Annotated in this window: 11 protein-coding genes; 9 read left to right on the top strand and 2 right to left on the bottom strand. The window is 45.4% G+C overall.

The window, feature by feature from the left end; translation table 11 throughout:
- Positions 1–191: 191 nt before the first annotated feature.
- Positions 192–2,093, top strand: a complete 1,902-nt coding sequence (locus ACOJUO_RS20540; protein WP_422137984.1) for an ATP-binding cassette domain-containing protein — start codon at positions 192–194, stop codon at positions 2,091–2,093.
- Positions 2,094–2,292: 199 nt separating this feature from the next.
- Here the strand turns inward: ACOJUO_RS20540 and ACOJUO_RS20535 are convergent, their stop codons facing one another.
- Positions 2,293–3,690 carry a hypothetical protein gene (locus ACOJUO_RS20535; protein WP_422137983.1) on the bottom strand — a complete coding sequence of 466 codons (1,398 nt, stop codon included), beginning with the start codon at positions 3,688–3,690 and terminating at the stop codon, positions 2,293–2,295.
- Between the two features lie 480 nt (positions 3,691–4,170).
- On the opposite strand from ACOJUO_RS20535, the gene ACOJUO_RS20530 reads away from it, so the two are divergent.
- The 5 genes from ACOJUO_RS20530 to ACOJUO_RS20510 all read left to right on the top strand — a co-directional run bounded on the left by ACOJUO_RS20530 (position 4,171) and on the right by ACOJUO_RS20510 (position 12,077).
- Positions 4,171–5,889, top strand: a complete 1,719-nt coding sequence (locus ACOJUO_RS20530) for a hypothetical protein (RefSeq protein WP_422137982.1) — start codon at positions 4,171–4,173, stop codon at positions 5,887–5,889.
- Between the two features lie 228 nt (positions 5,890–6,117).
- A complete protein-coding gene (locus tag ACOJUO_RS20525) occupies positions 6,118–7,917 on the top strand; it encodes a hypothetical protein (RefSeq protein WP_422137981.1) in 1,800 nt (599 codons plus the stop codon).
- Between the two features lie 363 nt (positions 7,918–8,280).
- Positions 8,281–10,038 (top strand): hypothetical protein, encoded by a 1,758-nt coding sequence (locus ACOJUO_RS20520; RefSeq protein ID WP_422133784.1) that lies wholly within the window; start codon positions 8,281–8,283, stop codon positions 10,036–10,038.
- A gap of 429 nt (positions 10,039–10,467) precedes the next feature.
- Positions 10,468–11,106: a hypothetical protein gene (locus ACOJUO_RS20515; RefSeq protein WP_422137980.1), complete on the top strand. Its 639-nt coding sequence runs from the start codon at positions 10,468–10,470 to the stop codon at positions 11,104–11,106.
- A gap of 140 nt (positions 11,107–11,246) precedes the next feature.
- The gene (locus ACOJUO_RS20510) at positions 11,247–12,077 is read left to right on the top strand and encodes a hypothetical protein (protein WP_422137979.1); all 831 of its coding nucleotides are present in this window, start codon (positions 11,247–11,249) and stop codon (positions 12,075–12,077) included.
- Positions 12,078–12,169: 92 nt separating this feature from the next.
- Here ACOJUO_RS20510 and ACOJUO_RS20505 read toward each other — a convergent pair whose 3' ends face one another.
- Complete coding sequence (locus ACOJUO_RS20505) at positions 12,170–12,619, bottom strand: universal stress protein (protein WP_317146481.1); 450 nt, start codon at positions 12,617–12,619, stop codon at positions 12,170–12,172.
- Positions 12,620–13,140: 521 nt separating this feature from the next.
- On the opposite strand from ACOJUO_RS20505, the gene fadB reads away from it, so the two are divergent.
- From fadB to topA, 3 genes are all read left to right on the top strand, one after another.
- The gene (gene fadB, locus ACOJUO_RS20500) at positions 13,141–15,294 is read left to right on the top strand and encodes a fatty acid oxidation complex subunit alpha FadB (RefSeq protein WP_422133781.1); all 2,154 of its coding nucleotides are present in this window, start codon (positions 13,141–13,143) and stop codon (positions 15,292–15,294) included.
- Positions 15,295–15,355: 61 nt separating this feature from the next.
- Positions 15,356–16,528 (top strand): acetyl-CoA C-acyltransferase FadA, encoded by a 1,173-nt coding sequence (gene fadA / locus ACOJUO_RS20495; protein WP_422133780.1) that lies wholly within the window; start codon positions 15,356–15,358, stop codon positions 16,526–16,528.
- Positions 16,529–17,034: 506 nt separating this feature from the next.
- Positions 17,035–19,677 carry a type I DNA topoisomerase gene (gene topA / locus ACOJUO_RS20490; protein ID WP_422133779.1) on the top strand — a complete coding sequence of 881 codons (2,643 nt, stop codon included), beginning with the start codon at positions 17,035–17,037 and terminating at the stop codon, positions 19,675–19,677.
- Positions 19,678–19,730: the final 53 nt, after the last annotated feature.

Raw genomic sequence — 19,730 nt, 5'->3', positions numbered from 1 at the left:
TTGGTTAAACCGCTTTGTTCGAAACAATGGCAAAGAACAGCCGACCGCAAAACAAATATAGCCTTATCGTGAACTGTGGATTTTTGCCTGGATTTTTTGGCTCGAAACACTTAAGCAGGTATGCTTGGTGGCACTTTTAATCCTGTGTTATCGCAGTTGCAGGACGTTGAAAAGGACAGGTTAACTCGAGAATGCCATTACTAAGATTTGACAATATAAACCTTGCCTATGGCGATCATCCCCTGATGGATGGCGCTGAGTTTCAGATACGTAAAGGTGAACGGGTCTGTTTGCTGGGACGTAATGGTGCTGGCAAGTCCACCATGATGAAATTGGTATCCGGCAAAATCGATGCAGATGATGGCAGCATCTGGCGAAAGCCGGGTATGCGTATTGGCGTTCTGAACCAGGATCTTCCTGAGCAGGATGAGAAAAAAGTTTACGATGTCGTGGCTTCCGGCCTTGAACAAGTGGGCGATTGGATCAGTCAGTTTCACGAATTGTCCCAGAATATTCAGTCGGATGAAGATATAAAAGCTCTGGAAAAAGTTCAGCAAAAGCTGGAAACTGCCGATGGCTGGAGTCTTCAGCAGAAGGTAGACACAGTGATTCAGAAACTGGGTCTGCCGGAAGAGAAGAAAATGAAGGAACTCTCCGGTGGCTGGCGCAGAAGGGTAGAGTTGGCAAGGGCACTGGTGTGTGAACCTGATCTGTTATTGCTGGACGAACCCACTAACCATCTTGATGTTGTTGCCATTGACTGGCTTGAGAAGCAGCTGCTTGATTTTCAGGGCGCTCTTCTGTTTATCACCCACGATCGTTCATTCCTGCAGTCTCTCGCTACCCGGATTGTCGAGCTCGATCGGGGTATCCTGACCAGTTGGGACTGTGATTATAAAACTTACCTGGACAGAAAAGCCCATGCACTGGAAGTGGAAGCGGAACAGAATGCGCTTTTCGATAAAAAGCTGGCTCAGGAAGAAGCCTGGATTCGCCAGGGTATCAAAGCACGAAGAACCCGTAATGAAGGCCGTGTCAGAGCGTTGAAAGTGCTTCGAAATGAAAGAATGGAGCGCCGGGTAGTTCAGGGTAAGGCAAGCTTCTCTCTGGAGCAGGGCGGTAGTTCCGGTAAGCTGGTGATGGAAGCCAGGGGTATTTCAAAGTCCTGGGAAGGTCGGCACATTATTAAAGATTTTGATCTCAGGGTGATCCGGGGCGACAAGATCGGATTGATTGGCGCCAACGGTGCTGGCAAATCAACATTATTAAGTATTTTGCTGGGGCAACTTCAACCTGAATCCGGTTCTATCAAGGAAGGCACCAAGCTGGAAGTAGCCTACTTTGACCAGTTGAGAAATCAACTGGATCTTGAAAAAACGGTCATAGATAACGTGGCTGAAGGCCGTGAGAGCATCATGATTAACGGTGCCAGTCGGCACGTGATCAGCTATCTCGGAGATTTCCTGTTCCCCGCTAACCGTTGTCGTGTTCCTGTAAAGGCTTTGTCTGGCGGAGAGCGAAATCGTTTGCTGCTGGCAAGGTTGTTCAGTAAGCCCGCTAACCTGCTGGTCATGGATGAGCCAACCAACGATCTGGACGTCGAAACGCTTGAGCTCCTTGAGTCATTACTGGTGGACTTTGAGGGTACGGTGCTGCTGGTCAGCCATGATCGTGAATTTCTCGATAATGTGGTTTCCAGTACCCTCGTATTCCAGCCTGAAGGCAGGATTAAAGAGTATGTGGGTGGTTTTGAAGATTGGCTCAGACAGGGAGGCGAGGTCAGTCAACTGGTTGCGCAAGCGCAAACCAGCAAGCCAGAAAAGAAGGCTGAACCTGAACCCGGCATTCAATCCCGGTCGGAACCGAAAAAGAAAAAACTCAGTTACAAGCTTCAGCGTGAACTGGATGCTTTGCCGGGAGAGCTTGAAACGTTAGAAGAAGAGTTGATTCAGCTGGAAGAAACTGTCGCCGATCCTGTCTTTTATCAGAGTGATCAGGAAATTGTTCAAACCACTCTCGCACGTTTGGAAGCCGTCAATCAGGATATTGAAGAGAAGATGCAGCGTTGGGAAGAACTCGAAAATATGAGTTGAAAACCTTCGGTATTAAGTGGGGAGTTAGCAGTCGTTAATGTGCAGTCCTATATCTGCCAGCATTTCACTCACAGCTTCTGTTTTTATTTATGTGGCCGGTGCAGAACATCGGCTATGGTTCTGCCCAGGCTGGTTTTTTCTGCAATGATCAAACGCATCAGGTTAACAAAAGTTACTTTAGATCAATGGCTGACTATGATTACTTGCGAAGCGTTTGAAAATATTGCTGCCCTTTCTTAAGGATTTGAACCAGCTCCTTCACACTGTAAGCATCGAATTTATTAATATCATCAATTATGGTGGGTGAAAAACCTTCTCGCAGAAGGAGTCCGTTCAGCAGAATACAGCCGATGGTTCTGGCATTCCCATCTCTGAAAGGGTGGGTATGCTGAAGATTCCGACATAGTTCAACAATGGCATGAATAATTGCATCCTGTCGCCGTTGGCTGTCAGTTTCAGTTATTTCTTGCAACTTTTTCTCAAAGGTTTGGCAATAATTTTTTGATAACTCCATACCTTTGTGATCTTTATAATCAAAATCAACAAGATATGTATCAGAATTCAGCCTTTCTATTTTTGGAAAATTGTTCACACTAGCCAGTCTCGTTATTTCTTCTAAACCATCCTCTGTCAAGTTTATGCCTCTTTTATAGAAAACGCTGCCTTCGTTCCAGGAGATGTCTTTAATGGCCACATCTTCATTGCTTGACAAAACCCCGGATGTTGTCAAAGTATGAATGGCTTCAATTTTACTGTAATCCAGGGGTTTATTAGCCAATATATTACCAACTTCTTTAAAGGCTCTTAGCATAGCGGCTGCGTACCCGGGCTCATCCTCATAACAAAACAGCCCTAAACCGTACTCTTTCGAGTGATCCTCATCAATAAAAAGCCGGTACAGCTCTTCCACAGGAAAGCCTTTGCACTGTTCTGTGTGATCCAGCATGGTCTGCACTTCTTCAGCCTCCTCAGAAGCACGGCAAATACCCTTTAAAAGGTGATATAACCGCAAAGAGAAGCGCTTTTCACCTTTTTCGTGTTCAATAAGAGATTGTCGAATTTCTTCAATACTCATTTCTGAAAGAAGAAGGGCGCAAGCCTTACGTGTAAAAGCCCCAACCTTCTTATAATAATTAAAATAATTAGGCAGTTGGTCTATAGCGCTGACCAAGTCTTCACATTTACTCAGAGTGCTGTTTTCATTCCACTGAAACATGGGTACTGATTCAAAATGGCTGAGCCAGCCGTCCAGTCTCGCAAGAAAGTATGCATAATAAGTATGCCTCCGCCCTTGAACAACCGTTGCTACTCTTCCCAGATTAAATGCAGCTTTACAGTCGTTCACTATTTTTTCAAAACTGCGATCATTCTGTTTAAAATTATCGTGAGATAATCTGGTTATTTTTCTGGCATGTAACAGGGTATCAGGAGTTTGTGATGGGTCCGGGTACAAGTGTCTCTTTTCGGTAGAAGGACATCTGCCAAAAACAAATCGTGACTGTTCTTTCGAGCCAAACAGATAGCGGTCTTTATCGCTCAAATCGTCTAATGGATGAATCATATTCCTGAGTGCAGTAGCAAAATAAGAAGGTATCATTGGATAGTTCGTTGTTATTTTCTGAAGTACTTGTCTATCAATTTATTGATTTTTCTGTGATTCTGTCAAGAAAACTTAAGAAGTTACAGCCCGTCAACCAGACAGCTCAAGGTCTCCGGTCAGGGCAGTACTTATGATTCAATATACGTTCAGCAATGATAGCAGGTACTCCATAAGCCTCGAGCTATCAATTAACTTGAACAATTCACCAAACCGTTATTTAAGAAAGCACGATGGGTAAGAGCTGAGGTTACAGACGACAATATACCGGTGAGTGTCAGTTCAGATATTGGTGACTAAAGCTTAAAATTGAGCATTGCTGTGATCCTTGGACTACTTTATGAGGGGCGTTTAAAGACTAAGGGAAGCAGAATGATCAGTAACTCGCTGTCTCAGTTAACGAAAACAACAAGGTCCTCGAAATATCCCCATCGAAGTAAGACTAATCAGCTATTCGCAGCCTCCCTTGGTCTCGTTATCATGGCTTGCCCTTACTCAAAACTGCTGGCAGCAAACCCTTTGTTTACGCCGTTCGATGAAAGATTTGTTGAAGAAAAGGGGGCCAAGGCGTCTGACTACTTATCCGCTTTAATTAACCATAATGCCCTTACGGGTAGGTTTCCTTTCATCACCCCTAATGATACTGATTTTATCTTTGCCATGAACTCCGGGAATGAGCATGGCATAAATAAGAGAAAGGGCCGGAAAAAACCGCAGGGAGCTGGAGCACCGCAGATGCAGCCATTAATGAACTTTCCACTCCGGCCAATGTCCCGTGCACAGATCGCTGAAATTATCCGGAAATTGAATTCAGGCCTCTCAGAAGACACCATAACCACTCTGTTGAACAATATTCCGGAAATGCCTCCCGGTGATAACCTGACCATTGCAGGCTTGATTGAGCAAGTGAAGATGAGTCTTCAAATTAACATTGACCAAAATCATAATGCAATCCTGGAAACTCTATCTTATATTCAGGGGACCCAGTCCCCTGTTAATCCGAGCAATTCAGAACATCAACAGCGCCTTGCCTGTTTTTTGCTGGCTTACTATGCAGCCATAAATTCAAGCAGTGCTTCCCCTCAAAGTGCCCATGCTTTTTTTACTTCATTTCTGCTTCATGCCGCTGATATGGCTGGAATGTCTGGATTCCTCCACCATCTGCACATAGCTCAACTGTTAGGTAGAAATAAACCGATAAAAGATAAAGCTTCTTTAAAAGAAAATGTTGCAATATCATCTTTGGTATTCTCTGGTCTGAAAGTCTTGGAAACAGAACGCATCAAGTTTTTTCAACAAGTGCTGGATCCCTCAGAGTCTGAGCAATCCAGTATATCAGTCGATGCATTACTAAGAGACTCAGCCAAACTGCTGAACGATGGCATCGACAGGAACGGAATGTCGAGTCATAAGCGACAGCTAAAATCATCCGAACGAATGTTGGAACTAATAGAAGAATATGGTGAAGATAGACCTGAATTAATAGCCTGGAACTATCATTTCCTGAATTTGGTTGATGTCGTATGTCTGGTTCTTAACCCTTTCGCGCCACAATGTGAATATCCGAATGTAAATATTGAAGATATAGAGGATTATTTTAGAAAATCAGGTAAGGATACGACCTTTTATTCCGGTAGAGACAAAAGAAGGGATTTGTTTGAAGAATTCAAAAAAGTATCAATGGAAGTGATGCATGATCAAAACAATCAAGATGTTAAAGCATTTAAGAAATTGTTTTTATACATAAAAATATATGTAGCGCAACAATTGCACTTAACTTTTACTGATGAAAATGATTGCGACACCATAGAGGAAACCCTTGCTATTGGATTCAGGGCTCTATTGGAACAATCATATGATTTATTGGCACTGCTTCCTGATAAAGCTATTGGTTCCAATGATACTGTGCAGGTTGATGAAGTCATGCATGATGAGGCAGCTAAGGAACATGAAGGAACAGAGCTTAGTGAAGAAGAGAAGAGAAAAAGAAACCAGAAAAAACGAATAAAGTACTTAAAAGAACTCGTCGAATGGCTTGAATATTACTTTGGTACTAGTCAAATGGTTCCTGATTCTGCTGACAGTAGTGAATCTGAAAAAAATGATACTGACAGTAGTGATCTTGACAGTAGTGATTTTGACAGTAACCCTGACTGGACTGATTCAGACGGGAGCGATATTGATACACCGAAGCTGTAACTCAGTAAGTCAAATGTTCGCAAGTACGAAAAAAAGATAACAGGCTGTCAGCGGTCTGCGCAATGCAGGAGCTGTTACCGTGAAGGACTGGCTTAAAACAAGCTCCTGAAACATAAATCTGAGTGTAGTTGTGATCCCTGGTCTACTTTTCTAGCAGCCTGCCGTCCTCGCTACGGGCGCTATTCTCGGTCAGGCTCCTGGAGACATTCGAACACTTGAGGAGTTAGCATGATCAGCCACTCTATATTTGAATTACCAAAAACGACAAAGTCATCCATATTGTCCAATCGTGCTAAGACTAATCAACTAGTCGCAGGTTCCCTCGGTATTATTATGGCTTGCCACTGTTCAATATTGCTGGCAGCAAACCCTTTATTAACGCCGGTGGATGAAAGATTTTTTGAAGGAGAGAGAACAAAAGAGTCTCACTTTCTATCTGATTTGATTAACCATAATTCACTTACAGGGAGGTTTCCTTTAGTCACCCCAAATGATACCAATCTTATCTTTGCCATCAACATCGGGAATGAGCCAGACGTCAATGAAAGTGAGGTTCAGGAACAACCGCAGGGAGCTGTAGCACTGTATATGCAGCCTTTGATGAACTTTTCGCTCCCGCCAATGTCCCGTGAACAAATTGCTGAAATTATCCGTAAATTGAATGTAGGACTTTCAGAAGACACAGTAACTACACTGTTGAACAATATTCCGGAAATGCCCCCCGGTGATAACCCGACCATTGCCAGCATGATTGAGCAAGTGAAGGCTAGTCTTAACGTTGACGTTAACCAAAATCAGAATGCAATCATAATAGCCCTGTCTTATACCCAGGGTGCCGGGTCTCCTGTCAATCCTTATAATCCGCATGACATGGAGAACCTCGCCTATTTGCTGATGGCTTACTATGCAGCCATAAATTCAAGCAGTGTTTCCTCTCAAAGGGCTCGTACTTTTTTTACTTCATTCCTGCTTCACGCTGCTGAAATGGCTGGAATATCAAGACTCCACTGGCATAAAGATCTACTGTTAGGTAATGGTAAACCGATAAAAGATAAAAATGTTTTAAAAGAAAATGTTGCAAAATCATCTTCAGTCTTTTTTGGTATCAGATCTTTAGAAGCAGAGCGCATTAAGCTATTGGAACAATTGAAGGATCCCTTAGAATCTGAGCAACCCAATGTACCAGTCGAGGCATTACTGAGAGACACTGCTAAATTACTCAACCATAATATTGATAGTTACAGAATACCGATGTATAAGCGACAGCAAACATCAGCTGAGCACATGCTGGAGCTAATACAAGAATATGGTGGCGAAGAACCTGAATTAGTGGCTTGGGGAAATCAGTACCTGAATCTGATTGATGCCATTAGCCCAATGCTTGACCCTTTCGATCCAGAAGAGAGAGGCTTGATTACAAATATTTTTAACATGGAGGAATATTTCAAAAAAACAGGTAAAAAGACAACCTTTTATAATTATAAGAGTAAAAAAAGGAAATTACTTAAAGAAATCAAACAAGCAATGGCAGTTGAATTTTTTGGCCAGGAAAATCCAGACTCTAAATCATTTCTAAAAGTGTTGGTACAGATGAAGTTTTATATATGCCAACAATTACAAGTGGCTTTTCCAGATGAAAATGAATTTCAAGTCATACAGGAAACCATCACTAAAGGGTTTAAGGCCCTGCAGTTGCAATCATATGATTTAGTGGAAGCGCTTGACAGGTCTATCAGGTCTGATGTCGCTGAGCCAGCTGATGATACCATGCAAGACCGGGCAGCAAGCGGACAAGAAGACAAAGAGCCTAGCAAAGAAGAGAAGAAGAGGAAAAGAAAACGCCTGAAAAAACGGTTAAATCACTTGGATGAATTCGTGCAATGGCTCGATTATTTCTATGGTAGACGTCTCTCTGTTCCTTATCATTGTTGGAGTAGTGATTCTGATAGTGAGGATTCCCGATGTTATTCTAACAGCAGTGGTTCTGACAGGGATGATGTTGACAAGCCAGAAGGTGTAATTCGGTAAGTAAAATGTTCTCAAGTAAGAAAAAATTTCCTTTTTCCAGTAAACATTTGTCGTGTTCCTGTTAAGGCATTGACCGCTGGAGAACTCAGCCGCTTGCTGGCTGGCAAGACTGTTCGGGAGGTCAGCCAATCTGTTGGCCATAAACGAGGCTGCAACGAAATGGATGTTGAAATGCTTGAGCTGCCCGGGCCACTGTTGAAATTCTGGAATCAGGTAAAGTACGCTCTATGGAGAGCAGGTCGTTAGAATCAGACCACGACAATGAACCGGTGAGTGTCAGGTCTGATATTCGTGACCAGAATCGGGCATTATTGCGATCGTTGGTCTACTTTACGAGGGTTCTTCAAACCTTTAGGAAGTAGAATGATCAGCCAGTCCATTTCTCAATTATCAAAAACAACAAGGCTATCAATATTTACCCATCGTACCAGGGCGAGTCAGCTAGTCGCAGGTTCACTCGGTATTATTATGGCTTGCCACTGCTCAACATTGCTGGCAGCAAACCCTTTATTAACGCCGGTGGATGAAAGATTTTTTGCAGGAAAGGGAACAAAAGAGTCTGACTTTCTATCCGATTTGATTAATCATAATGCTCTTACAGGGAGGTTTCCCTTAGCCACCCCGAATGATACCAATCTTATCTTTGCCATGAATACCGGGTATGAACAAGACGTCAATGAGAGTGAGGTTCAAGAGCAACCGCAGGGAGCTGAAGCACCGCAGATGCAGCCTTTGATGAACCTTTCGCTGCCGCCAATGTCCCGCGAACAAATTGCAGAAATTATCCGTAAATTGAATTCAGGCCTCTCAGAAGACACTCTAACCACGCTGTTGAACAACATTCCGGAAATGCCCCCGGGTAATAATCTAACCATTGCAACTATGATTGAGCAAGTAAAGGCCAGTCTTCACGTTGACCTTGATGAAAATCAGAATGCAATTATGAAAACTCTATCTTATATCCTGGGTACCCTGTCTCCTGTCGATCTTAACAATTCACAACAACAAGAGAGCTTTGCGTATTTGCTGGTGGCTTACTATGCAGCCATAAATTCAAGTGGAGCTTCCTCTCAAAGAGCCCATGTTTTTTTTACTTCATTCCTGCTTCACGCTGCTGAAATAGCTGGACTATCCAGACTCCACTGGCATAAAGAGGTACTGTTAGGTAAACGTAAACCGATAGAAGATAAAAATGTTTTAAAAGAAAATGTTGCGAAATCATTTTCAGTCTTTTCTGGTCTGAAATTTTTTGAAACAGAACGCATTAAGCTTTTGCAACAATTGGAGAATCCCTTAGAGTCTGGGCAACCCGATAATGTATCAGTCGTTGGATTATTAAGCGGCGCTGTTAAACTGCTTAACCATGACATTGACAAGCACGGAATGCCGAAATATGTACGACAGCGAAGATCAGCTGAGCATATGCTGGATCTAATACGAGCATATGGTGGCGTAAGACCTGAATTAGTGGCTTGGGGCAATCAGTACTTGAATCTGATTGATATCATAAGCCTGATGGTTGACCCTTTCGATCATCCGGAGTGTTGGGACGTGATTGCAGACATTGCTAACATAGAGAAATATTTCAAAGCATCAGGTAAAAAGACAACCTTTTATAACAGTGAGCGCAAAAAAAAGAAATTGTTTAAAGAAATAAAAAAAGGAATAGCAGAGAAAATCATTGACTTGGGAAGTCTGGAACCTAGAACATTTTTAAAGCTGTTGGTACATATCAAATATTATATATGCCAACAATTACATGTAGATTTTCCTGATGAAAATGATTCTTTCGTCATACTGGCAACCCTCACTACAGGATTTAAGGCTCTGGTGGTGCAATCACTGAATTTATCGGAACTGCCTCCTGATACAACTATTGGCGCTGATGACGCTGAACAGGCTAACGAAGCCATGGATGACGAGGCAGCAAAGTTAGAGAAAAAAGACCTGATGAAACGTCTGGAGTTATTGAATGAATTCTCGAAATGGCTCGACTATTTAATTGGTTGGAGTACGGAGGTTTCTGAATTCAATTACGAGAGTGAATCTGAAAGAAGTGATACTGATAGTAGTGATTACAAAAGTTATTCTGACGGGAGTGATTCTGAACAGGATTATTGACACAGCAGAAGGTGTAAATCCCACGCAGCAACTGCTCCTGCGTTGCTCTGGCTCCTGCATTCATGCATCGGTTCGGTTGCGATAATTGGTCTGAAAATTTCTCGTAATCCTCGCTGCGGGGGGCCCAGACGGGGTCGCCCAGACGGGGTCGCCCAGACGGGGTCGCCCAGACGGATGCTGAAGTCCGACAGGCTCCCAAAGACGACAATGAACCGGTGAGTGTCAGATCTGATATTCGTGACCAGAATCGGGCATTATTGCGATCTCTGGTCTACTTTACGAGGGTTCCTCAAACCTTTAGGAAGTAGAATGGTCAGCCAGTCCATTTCTCAATTATCAAAAACAACAAGGCTATCAATATTGACCCATTGTACCAGGGCGAGTCAGCTAGTCGCCGGTTCCCTTGGTATTATCATGGCTTGCCCCTGTATGGCATTGCTGGCGGCAAATCCTTTATTAACACCGGTGGATGAAATATTTTTTGAAGGAAAGGGAACAAAAGAGTCCGACTTTCTACCCGACTTGATTAACCATAATGCTCTTACGGGGAGGTTTACCTTAATCAACCCAAATGATACCCATCTTATCTTTGCCATGAACACCGGGAATGAACAAGACGTCAATGAGATTGAGGTTCAGGGAGAACCGCAGGGAGCTGAAGCACCGCAGATGCAACCTTTGATGAACCTTTCGCTGCCGCCAATGTCCCGTGAACAAATTGCAGAAATTATCCGCAAATTAAATTCAGGCCTCTCAGAAGACACTTTAACCACGCTGTTGAACAAGATTCCGGAAATGTCCCCGGGTAATAATCTCACCATTGCAAGCATGATTGAGCAAGTCAAGGCTAGTCTTCACGTCGACCTTGATCAAAATCAGAATGCAATCATGGAGGCTCTATCTTATCTCCAAGTTACTCTGTCGCCTGTCGATCTTAACAATTCGCAACAACAAGAGAGCCTCGCGTATTTGCTGTTGGCTTACTATGCAGCCATAAATTCAAGCGGAGCTTCCTCTCAAAGGGCCCATGTTTTTTTACTTCATTCCTGCTTCACGCTGCTGAAATAGCTGGAATATCCAGACTTCACTGGCATAAAGATGAGCTGTTAGGTAAAAGTAAACCGATAAAAGATAAAAATGTTTTAAAAGAAAATGTTACAAAATCGTCTTCAGTCTTTTCTGGTCTGAAATCTTTTGATACAGAACGCATGAAACTTTTGCAGCAATTGGAGGCACCCTTAGAGTCTGGGCAATCCAATATTGTATCAGTCGATTTATTATTAATAGACGCTGCCAAACTGCTCAACAATAACATTAATAGTCATAGAATAGCGATCTATAAGCGACAGCAAAGATCAGCTGATCATATGCTGGAGCTAATACAAGAGCATGGTAATGAAGAACCTGAATTAGTGGCCTGGTGTAATCAGTTCTTGAATCTGATTGATGTCATAAGTCTGATGCTTGACCCTTTCGATCAATCAAGGTATTCACACGTAGAGACAGATATTGTTAATATAAAGAAATATTTCAGAGCATCAGGAAAAACGACAACCTTTTATAACTATGAGCGCAAAGAAAAGGCATTATTTAAAAAAATCGAGATTTGGATAACTCTAACATTCACTTCTTTGGGAAATCTGGAACCTGAATTATTTCGAAAACTATTGGTACACATCAAATATTATATAAACCAACAATTACACAGAGCTTTTCCTGATCAAAATGATTATTGCGTCATACTGGAAATCCTCATCGTCGGATTTAAGGATCTGGTGTTTCAATCATTTGAATTATGGGAACTGCTTCCTGGCACAACTATTGGCTTGCTTCCAACTTTTGTCTCTCATGACTCTGAACAAGTTAATGAAACCATGGACGAGGCAGCAAAGTTACAGAGAAAAGAACTGAGAAAACGTCTACGTGACAAAACAGCAAAGTTACAGAAAAGAGATCTGATAAAACGTGTATATTATTTGATGAAATTCACGGAGTGGCTCGATTATTTAAAGAAGATGCGAACAAGTCCTCAACCATGAGATAGTATTTTTATTAAGTCGGGAGTCAACAGTCAGCAGCGTGCAGTCTTAAGAACAGATATCTGCTAAATGTTAACTCACCACTTCTGTTCTTACTTATGGTTGTTATTTTTACCCACTCTCACCGCCAGAACGTCACAGCCCGCACCATGCAGAATGCTGGTTGATGTTGAGCCGAGGATCAGGGCCAGACCGTGTCTGCCGTGGCTTCCAACAACGATCAGGTCAACGTCTGATTCGTCAGCGATGCGATGTACTTCTCTTTCCGGGCGGCCATAAACGACATGCTGTTCGCCCTTGTCCAGATTAATACTCTCTGCCAAACGCGAAATACGCTCTCTGGCCTGCTGGGTGATTTCATCCTGAAGGGTTGTGAGGTCCAGTGGGATATCACTGCCATAAGCCACACTCAGTGGTTCAACCACATGCACCAGTGTCAGTCTTGCCTGGTAGGTTTCTGCAAGAGACTTTGCTTTATCCAGAACATCGTCTGCCTCGTCAGACAGGTCAATAGCAACGAGTATATGGTTATATTGACTCATAGACCGTCTCTCTCTTCCCGGTGTTTTTCAGAGAAATGCAGCTCAATCCAGTTTCGTAGCCATTTTTATCATCTGAGCCGGTGAGCTGCATTTCCGGATCATGGCTATGCACTATAACCACTACAGCTACAATACCGCTGCATAAAGTTGCGATATGAGGTTGTGACATAAAGTGGCGATTTACTGCAGGCATCATAGACCAAACGCCTATATTGTATGGCTGTAGCTGGAGTTGTCCAAGTAAATTTGCAATGGGTATTTGTTATGAATCAGTATTTTTGCGGATATATTGGTGTTCATTTCCTTGACATTGATAAAAAATTCAAAGAAGGTAGGCTCAAAAATTCAAACGGTTGTATGAATTTCTGGCGAACACAGTCTGAGATGTATTCATCAGGAGTCTTACTGAGAATAATCTGCCATTTTCGTTAAAGGCACTATTTTCAGTCAGACTTCTGGCGCCATTTGTTCAGACGTCAGTTATCAGGACAACCTTTTTCAATCCGTCCGGAGAGAGATAAATGATATATCAGGGGAAAGCGTTCAAGGTTCTGGCACTTGAAAGCGGCATCGCTGAGTTGAGATTTGACCTGGATGGGGAGTCGGTGAACAAGTTCAACCGGCTTGCCATTGAAGATCTTAATGCTGCAGTCCAGGCCATCAAGTCGGACGGCACCATTAAGGGTGTCGTTCTTACCAGTGGCAAGGAAGGCGTTTTCATTGTTGGTGCTGATATCAAGGAGTTCACTTCCAACTTCCGTCAGGAAGAGAGTGAACTGATGGAGATGGTCATGGGCGTAAACCAGACCTTCAGCAGTTTTGAAGATCTGGATATGCCGACCGTTGCCGCCATCAATGGCAGCGCTCTGGGTGGTGGTTTTGAGATCTGCCTGTGTGCTGACTATCGTGTTCTGTCCAACAAAGGCGGTGTCGGCCTGCCTGAAGTTAAACTCGGTATCTACCCGGGATGGGGTGGGACTGTCCGTTTGCCACGTTTGATCGGTGTTGATAACGCGATCGAGTGGATTGCTGCCGGTCGTGAACAGAAGCCTGATGCAGCTCTGAAAGTGGGTGCTGTAGACGCAGTCGTTGAAACCGAAAAGCTGGTGGACTCAGCGGTAGCTATCATCAAACGCTGCCTGGCAGGTGAGCTGGATTACAATGCCCGTAAGGATGAAAAGCGTTCACCTCTCAAGCTGCCTTTGCTGGAATCGCTGATGGCTTTTGAAACAGCTACGGCGGTTGTCAAGCAGCAAGCGGGCCCTCACATGCCAGCACCTGTGGCTTCTGTCAAAGCGATCAAAAAGCATGCCGAGCTGCCAAGAGACGAAGCCCTGAAAGTGGAAGCTGAAGGTTTCGTCAAGTTGGCCAAGACGCCTGTGTCTGACGTCCTGGTGGGTCTGTTTCTGAACGACCAGATGCTCAAGAAGAAGACCAAGGAGCTGACCAAAAAGGCAGGTAAAGTTGAGAAAGCCGCTGTTCTGGGCGCCGGCATCATGGGTGGTGGTATTGCATACCAATCTGCTTATAAAGGCACTCCCATCCTGATGAAAGACATCGCTCAGGAAGGTCTGAATCTGGGGTTGAGCGAGGCCAGCAAGCTGCTGTCCAAGCGAGTGGCCCGTGGTCGTATGGACCCTCTGAAAATGGGAGAGGTTCTTAATCACATTGTTCCAACTCTGTCGTACAGTGAGTTTGGTGATGTTGATGTCGTTGTCGAAGCCGTTGTCGAAAACGTCAATGTTAAGAGGGCAGTCCTGGGCGAAGTAGAAAATCACGTCAGTGAGGACGCTGTTCTGGCCTCCAATACTTCAACCATTTCAATAACAGAGCTGGCTAAGGATCTGAAAAGACCCGAAAAATTCTGTGGCATGCACTTCTTCAACCCGGTTCACGCAATGCCTCTGGTGGAAGTGATTCGTGGTGAGAAGACCAGCGAAGAAACGGTGGCAACGGTTGTTGCTTATGCCAAGAAGATGGGTAAGGTTCCTATCGTTGTTAATGACTGCCCCGGGTTCCTGGTTAACCGGGTGCTGTTCCCGTACTTTGGTGGTTTCGCCGCGCTGGTGAAAGACGGTGCCGACTTCCAGCAAGTCGATAAAGTCATGGAGAAGTTTGGCTGGCCAATGGGTCCGGCTTACCTGCTTGACGTAGTGGGTATCGATACTGGCTCTCATGCGGAAAAAGTGATGGCTGAAGGTTTCCCCGACCGTATGTCCCGTGACTGGAAGAGTGCCATTGACGTGATGTTCGAGAATGGGCGTTACGGACAAAAAAACAATGTCGGCTTCTACAAGTACGAGCAGGACAAGAAAGGTAAGCCCAAAAAGGTGGTCGACGAAGCGGCTTATGAGCTTCTCTCTGAAGTGGCTGGTGAAAGTCGTGAGTTTGAGACTCAGGAAATTATTGATCGCATGATGATTCCACTGTGTATGGAAACCGTTCGTACACTGGAAGACGGCATTGTTGATACAGCTGCTGAGGCTGACCTGGCTCTGCTCAACGGCATCGGCTTTCCGGTTTTCCGAGGCGGCGCCCTGAAGTACATCGATAGCATGGGTGTCGACAAATTCGTTGAACTGGCTGATCAGTACGCTCACATCAGTCCTCTGTATCAGCCTACTGAAAAGCTGCGGGAAATGGCCCGTGAAGGCAAGACGTTTTACGGCGCGTAAACAGCCTTGAGCGACAAAAAAATGGTTAATCACGAGCAACAGATTTAAGAGAGAATTGACTATGAGCCTTAATCCGAGAGACGCCGTAATTGTTGACTTTGGGCGGACCCCTATGGGTCGCTCAAAGGGTGGCATGTACCGAAATGTCCGTGCCGATGACCTGTCTGCCAACCTTATCACCGGAGTATTGAACCGTAATCCCGGTGTTAACCCTGAAGAAGTTGAAGACGTGATCTGGGGCTGTGTCAACCAGACTCTGGAGCAGGGTTGGAACGTCGCCCGTATGGCGTCTTTGATGACTCCCATTCCTCATACTTCATCAGCCCAGACTGTCAGCCGTCTTTGTGGTTCTTCCATGAGCGCACTGCACACCGCTGCTCAGGCTATTCAAACCGGTAACGGTGATGTCTTTGTTGTAGGTGGTGTTGAGCACATGGGCCATGTGGGTATGATGCACGGAGTGGATCCTAACCCGCGCTTGTCCAAGTACGCTGCCAAAGCTGCTGGTATGATGGGTCTGACTGCAGAAATGCTGGGGTTGATGCACGGCATTACTCGTGAAGCCCAGGATGAATTTGGTGTGAGGTCTCACATGAGAGCCTGGGAAGCGACCAAAGCCGGTCAGTTTAAAGATGAGATCATCCCTATGCAGGGACATGATGATGATGGCAATCTGGCCGTTTTCACCGAAGATCAGACGATCCGTCCTGAAACCACACTCGAAGGACTGGCGCAGTTGAAGCCTGCCTTTAACCCGAAAGGGACAGTGACAGCCGGAACGTCTTCCCAGATTACCGATGGTGCTTCCTGCATGATTGTTATGTCTGCACAGCGTGCACAGGACCTGGGTCTTCAGCCAATGGCTGTGATTCGTTCCATGGCAGTTGCCGGTGTTGATCCGTCCATCATGGGCTATGGTCCTGTGCCCAGCACCAAGAAAGCTCTCGAGCGTGCAGGACTGACTATCGATGACATTGATCATGTTGAGTTGAATGAAGCCTTTGCTGCTCAGGCTCTGCCTGTCCTGAAAGACCTGAACCTGCTCGACAAGATGGATGAGAAGGTGAATCTGCACGGTGGCGCTATTGCCCTGGGTCACCCCTTCGGATGCTCTGGTGCCCGCATCTCCGGTACTCTGCTGAATGTAATGAAGCAGAACAATGGTACGCTCGGTGTAGCAACCATGTGTGTAGGTCTGGGTCAGGGTATTACTACGGTATTTGAACGTCTGTAAGGCGTCGGCCTTTGCCAGACGGGTTCCTGTCTGGCTTATCCTGCCTGAAAGTACTCGCCCCGGAATTCTATTCCGGGGTATTCCTTTTTGATGCATTTTTATGCAGAGATTCTGCTTCGAAAATGAGTATATTTTTCAGTGTCTGCATAAGTTATTTTGTCGGTAAAACCCGACATTTTTTCCCGTCAATGATCATCATGAAATCTGTCAGGCTTCACAGTAATTAAATAATCTTTTGATATTCAAGGATATTATTGCTTATAACTGGCTGGATTAATCATTGAGGCTGTGAAACGATAAATAAGAGGGTCGTTCGAGAAAAATTCAGGATCATTGCAGGGTTTTCCTTGACCGATGTTTTTCTTGACCTTATATATTGAAACAATTTTCAATTCCCGACCTTTCTTGTTTTGGTCGCAGACAGCACTGAGTGTTTTATGATCTTTTTTCCAGGCTGGTCAGCATAACCGGAACAATGGAGCTGATTACAGGACGTGTAAGGTAGCATGGGTAAATCTTTAGTTATCGTCGAGTCGCCGGCCAAGGCGAAGACAATAAACAAATATCTGGGCAAGGACTTTGTTGTTAAGTCCAGTGTTGGTCACATTCGTGATTTGCCCACCGCAGGTGGCTCCAGGAAGCCTGTGGACCCCAAAGCTCGGGCAAAGGCTGCTGCTGAGACACGTAAGCTATCTCCTGAGCAGAAAATCATCCATAAGAAGCGCAAAGCCAAAGAACAGCTGATTGAAAGAATGGGCATCGACCCTGAAAAAGGCTGGCAGGCACGTTACGAGATACTGCCCGGCAAAGAGAAGGTGGTTGACGAGCTGCGTCGACTTGCCGCATCAGCTGACACAATTTACCTCGCAACCGATTTGGATCGTGAGGGAGAGGCCATCGCATGGCATCTTCAGGAAGCCATTGGGGGGGAGCCTGGTCGTTATAGGCGGGTAGTCTTCAACGAAATTACCAGGAATGCCATCCAGGAAGCCTTCAAAGAGCCCGGCTCTCTCAATATTGACCGGGTCAATGCCCAGCAGGCAAGGCGATTCCTCGATCGTGTAGTAGGTTATATGGTTTCTCCTCTGCTCTGGGCTAAAATTGCCCGTGGCCTGTCAGCAGGGCGGGTGCAGTCAGTAGCGGTTAAGTTGATTGTTGAGCGGGAGCGTGAAGTCAGAAGCTTTATCCCGGAAGAGTACTGGGAAGTTTACGCTGACCTGGCTACGGAAAATGGAGAAGTTATCCGTTTTCAGGTGGCCAAAGAAGCTGGCGATGCCTTCAGACCTGTCAGTGAGGCTGCCACCGGAGTTGTTCTTGAAAAGCTGAGACAGGCTGATTACAAGCTGACCGTGCGTGAAGACAAACCGACCCGAAGTCGTCCTTCTGCACCCTTCATTACCTCAACCCTGCAGCAGGCGGCCAGTACGCGTCTGGGATTCAGTGTCAAGAAGACCATGATGATGGCCCAACGTCTTTATGAAGCGGGTCACATCACCTACATGCGTACTGACTCGACCAATCTGAGTCAGGAAGCGGTGGAGAGTGCCCGGGAATTTATCGATGGTACGTTCGGCTCAAGGTATCTGCCTGAAAATCCGAACCGGTATTCCAGTAAAGAAGGCGCTCAGGAGGCTCACGAAGCAATACGTCCATCCTCTGTGACTGCTGAGCCAGGCTCTATTTCCGGTCTTGAGAAGGATGCAGAGCGGCTCTATGAACTGATCTGGAGACAGTTTGTTGCCTGTCAGATGACGCCTGCGGAGTACCTGAGTACGTCCCTGACAGTTCGGGTGGACGACTTTGATCTCAAAGCGAGGGGCAGAACCCTCAAGTTTGATGGTTACACCCGGGTTATGGCAGCCATAGCCAAAAAGGGTGAAGACATCATTCTGCCGGCTCTGGAAAAAGGTGATCCGCTGGATCTGAAAAAACTGGACCCGAAACAGCTGTTTACAAAACCGCCGGCCCGTTTCAGTGAAGCGGCTCTGGTAAAAGAGCTTGAGAAGCGTGGCATTGGCAGGCCCTCGACTTACGCTTCCATCATTTCGACGATTCAGGATCGCGGTTATGTTTCCCTGAAAAATCGTCGTTTCTATGCCGAGAAAATGGGCGATATTGTCACAGACCGGCTGGTTGAGAACTTCCATGATCTCATGGATTACAACTTTACCGCCAAGATGGAGTCCAATCTCGATGTAGTGGCTGAAGGTGGTGAGAACTGGAAAGATCTGCTGGACAGTTTCTACAGTGATTTCAGCAGCAAGCTGGAGCAGGCTGAAGACGACAGCGACGGTATGCGATCCAATGACCCTTCTCCTACCGATATCAAATGTCCTGATTGTGGCAGGGATATGATGATTCGCACGGCCAGTACGGGAGTATTTCTGGGCTGTTCCGGTTACTCGCTCCCGCCCAGGGAGCGTTGTAAATGTACCATTAATCTGGTGCCCGGCGAAGAAGTTGAAGATGCTGACGACGAGAATGCAGAAGTCAACGCCTTGCGGGCTATGCATCGTTGTCCCAAGTGTTCTACGGCAATGGAAAGCTACCTGATTGATGAGCAGCGTAAGCTTCATGTCTGTGGTAATAACCCGGACTGCTCTGGCTATGAAGTGGAAAAAGGTCAGTTCAAACTCAAGGGTTATGATGGTCCCGTGCTTGAATGTGACAAGTGCGGTTCTGAGATGCAGCTCAAATCCGGACGCTTTGGTAAATACTTTGGTTGTACCAACAGCGAGTGTAAAAACACCCGTAAGCTCTTGAAAAGCGGGGAAGCGGCTCCCCCCAAAATGGATCCGGTACCCATGCCTGAGCTCAAATGTCTGAAAGTGGATGATCATTATATTCTCAGAGATGGTGCCTCAGGTCTTTTTCTGGCGGCCAGTCAGTTCCCAAAGAACCGTGAGACCCGTGCTCCTCTGGTCAGTGAACTGATCCCGCATCAGGCGGCTATTGATCCAAAGTATCATTATCTTCTGGATGCACCGAGACAGGATGCTGATGGTAATCCCGCAATCATTCGCTACAGTCGCAAAACCAGGACTCAGTATGTTATGACTGAGTCTGAAGGTAAGGCGACAGGGTGGAGTGCTACCTTCCAGGACGGCAGGTGGGAAGAAAAAGTCACCAGGAAGCGTAAAAAATCCTGACCTGGCCTCGTCACAAACAAGACCTTCACAGAGATCCGTGGAGGTCTTTTTAT

Source organism: Endozoicomonas sp. ALC020 (genome assembly GCF_049275935.1).
GTDB lineage: Bacteria > Pseudomonadota > Gammaproteobacteria > Pseudomonadales > Endozoicomonadaceae > Endozoicomonas_A.
Note: the sequence above shows the minus strand (reverse complement) of the source record. Positions and strands in the feature narration are given on the sequence as shown.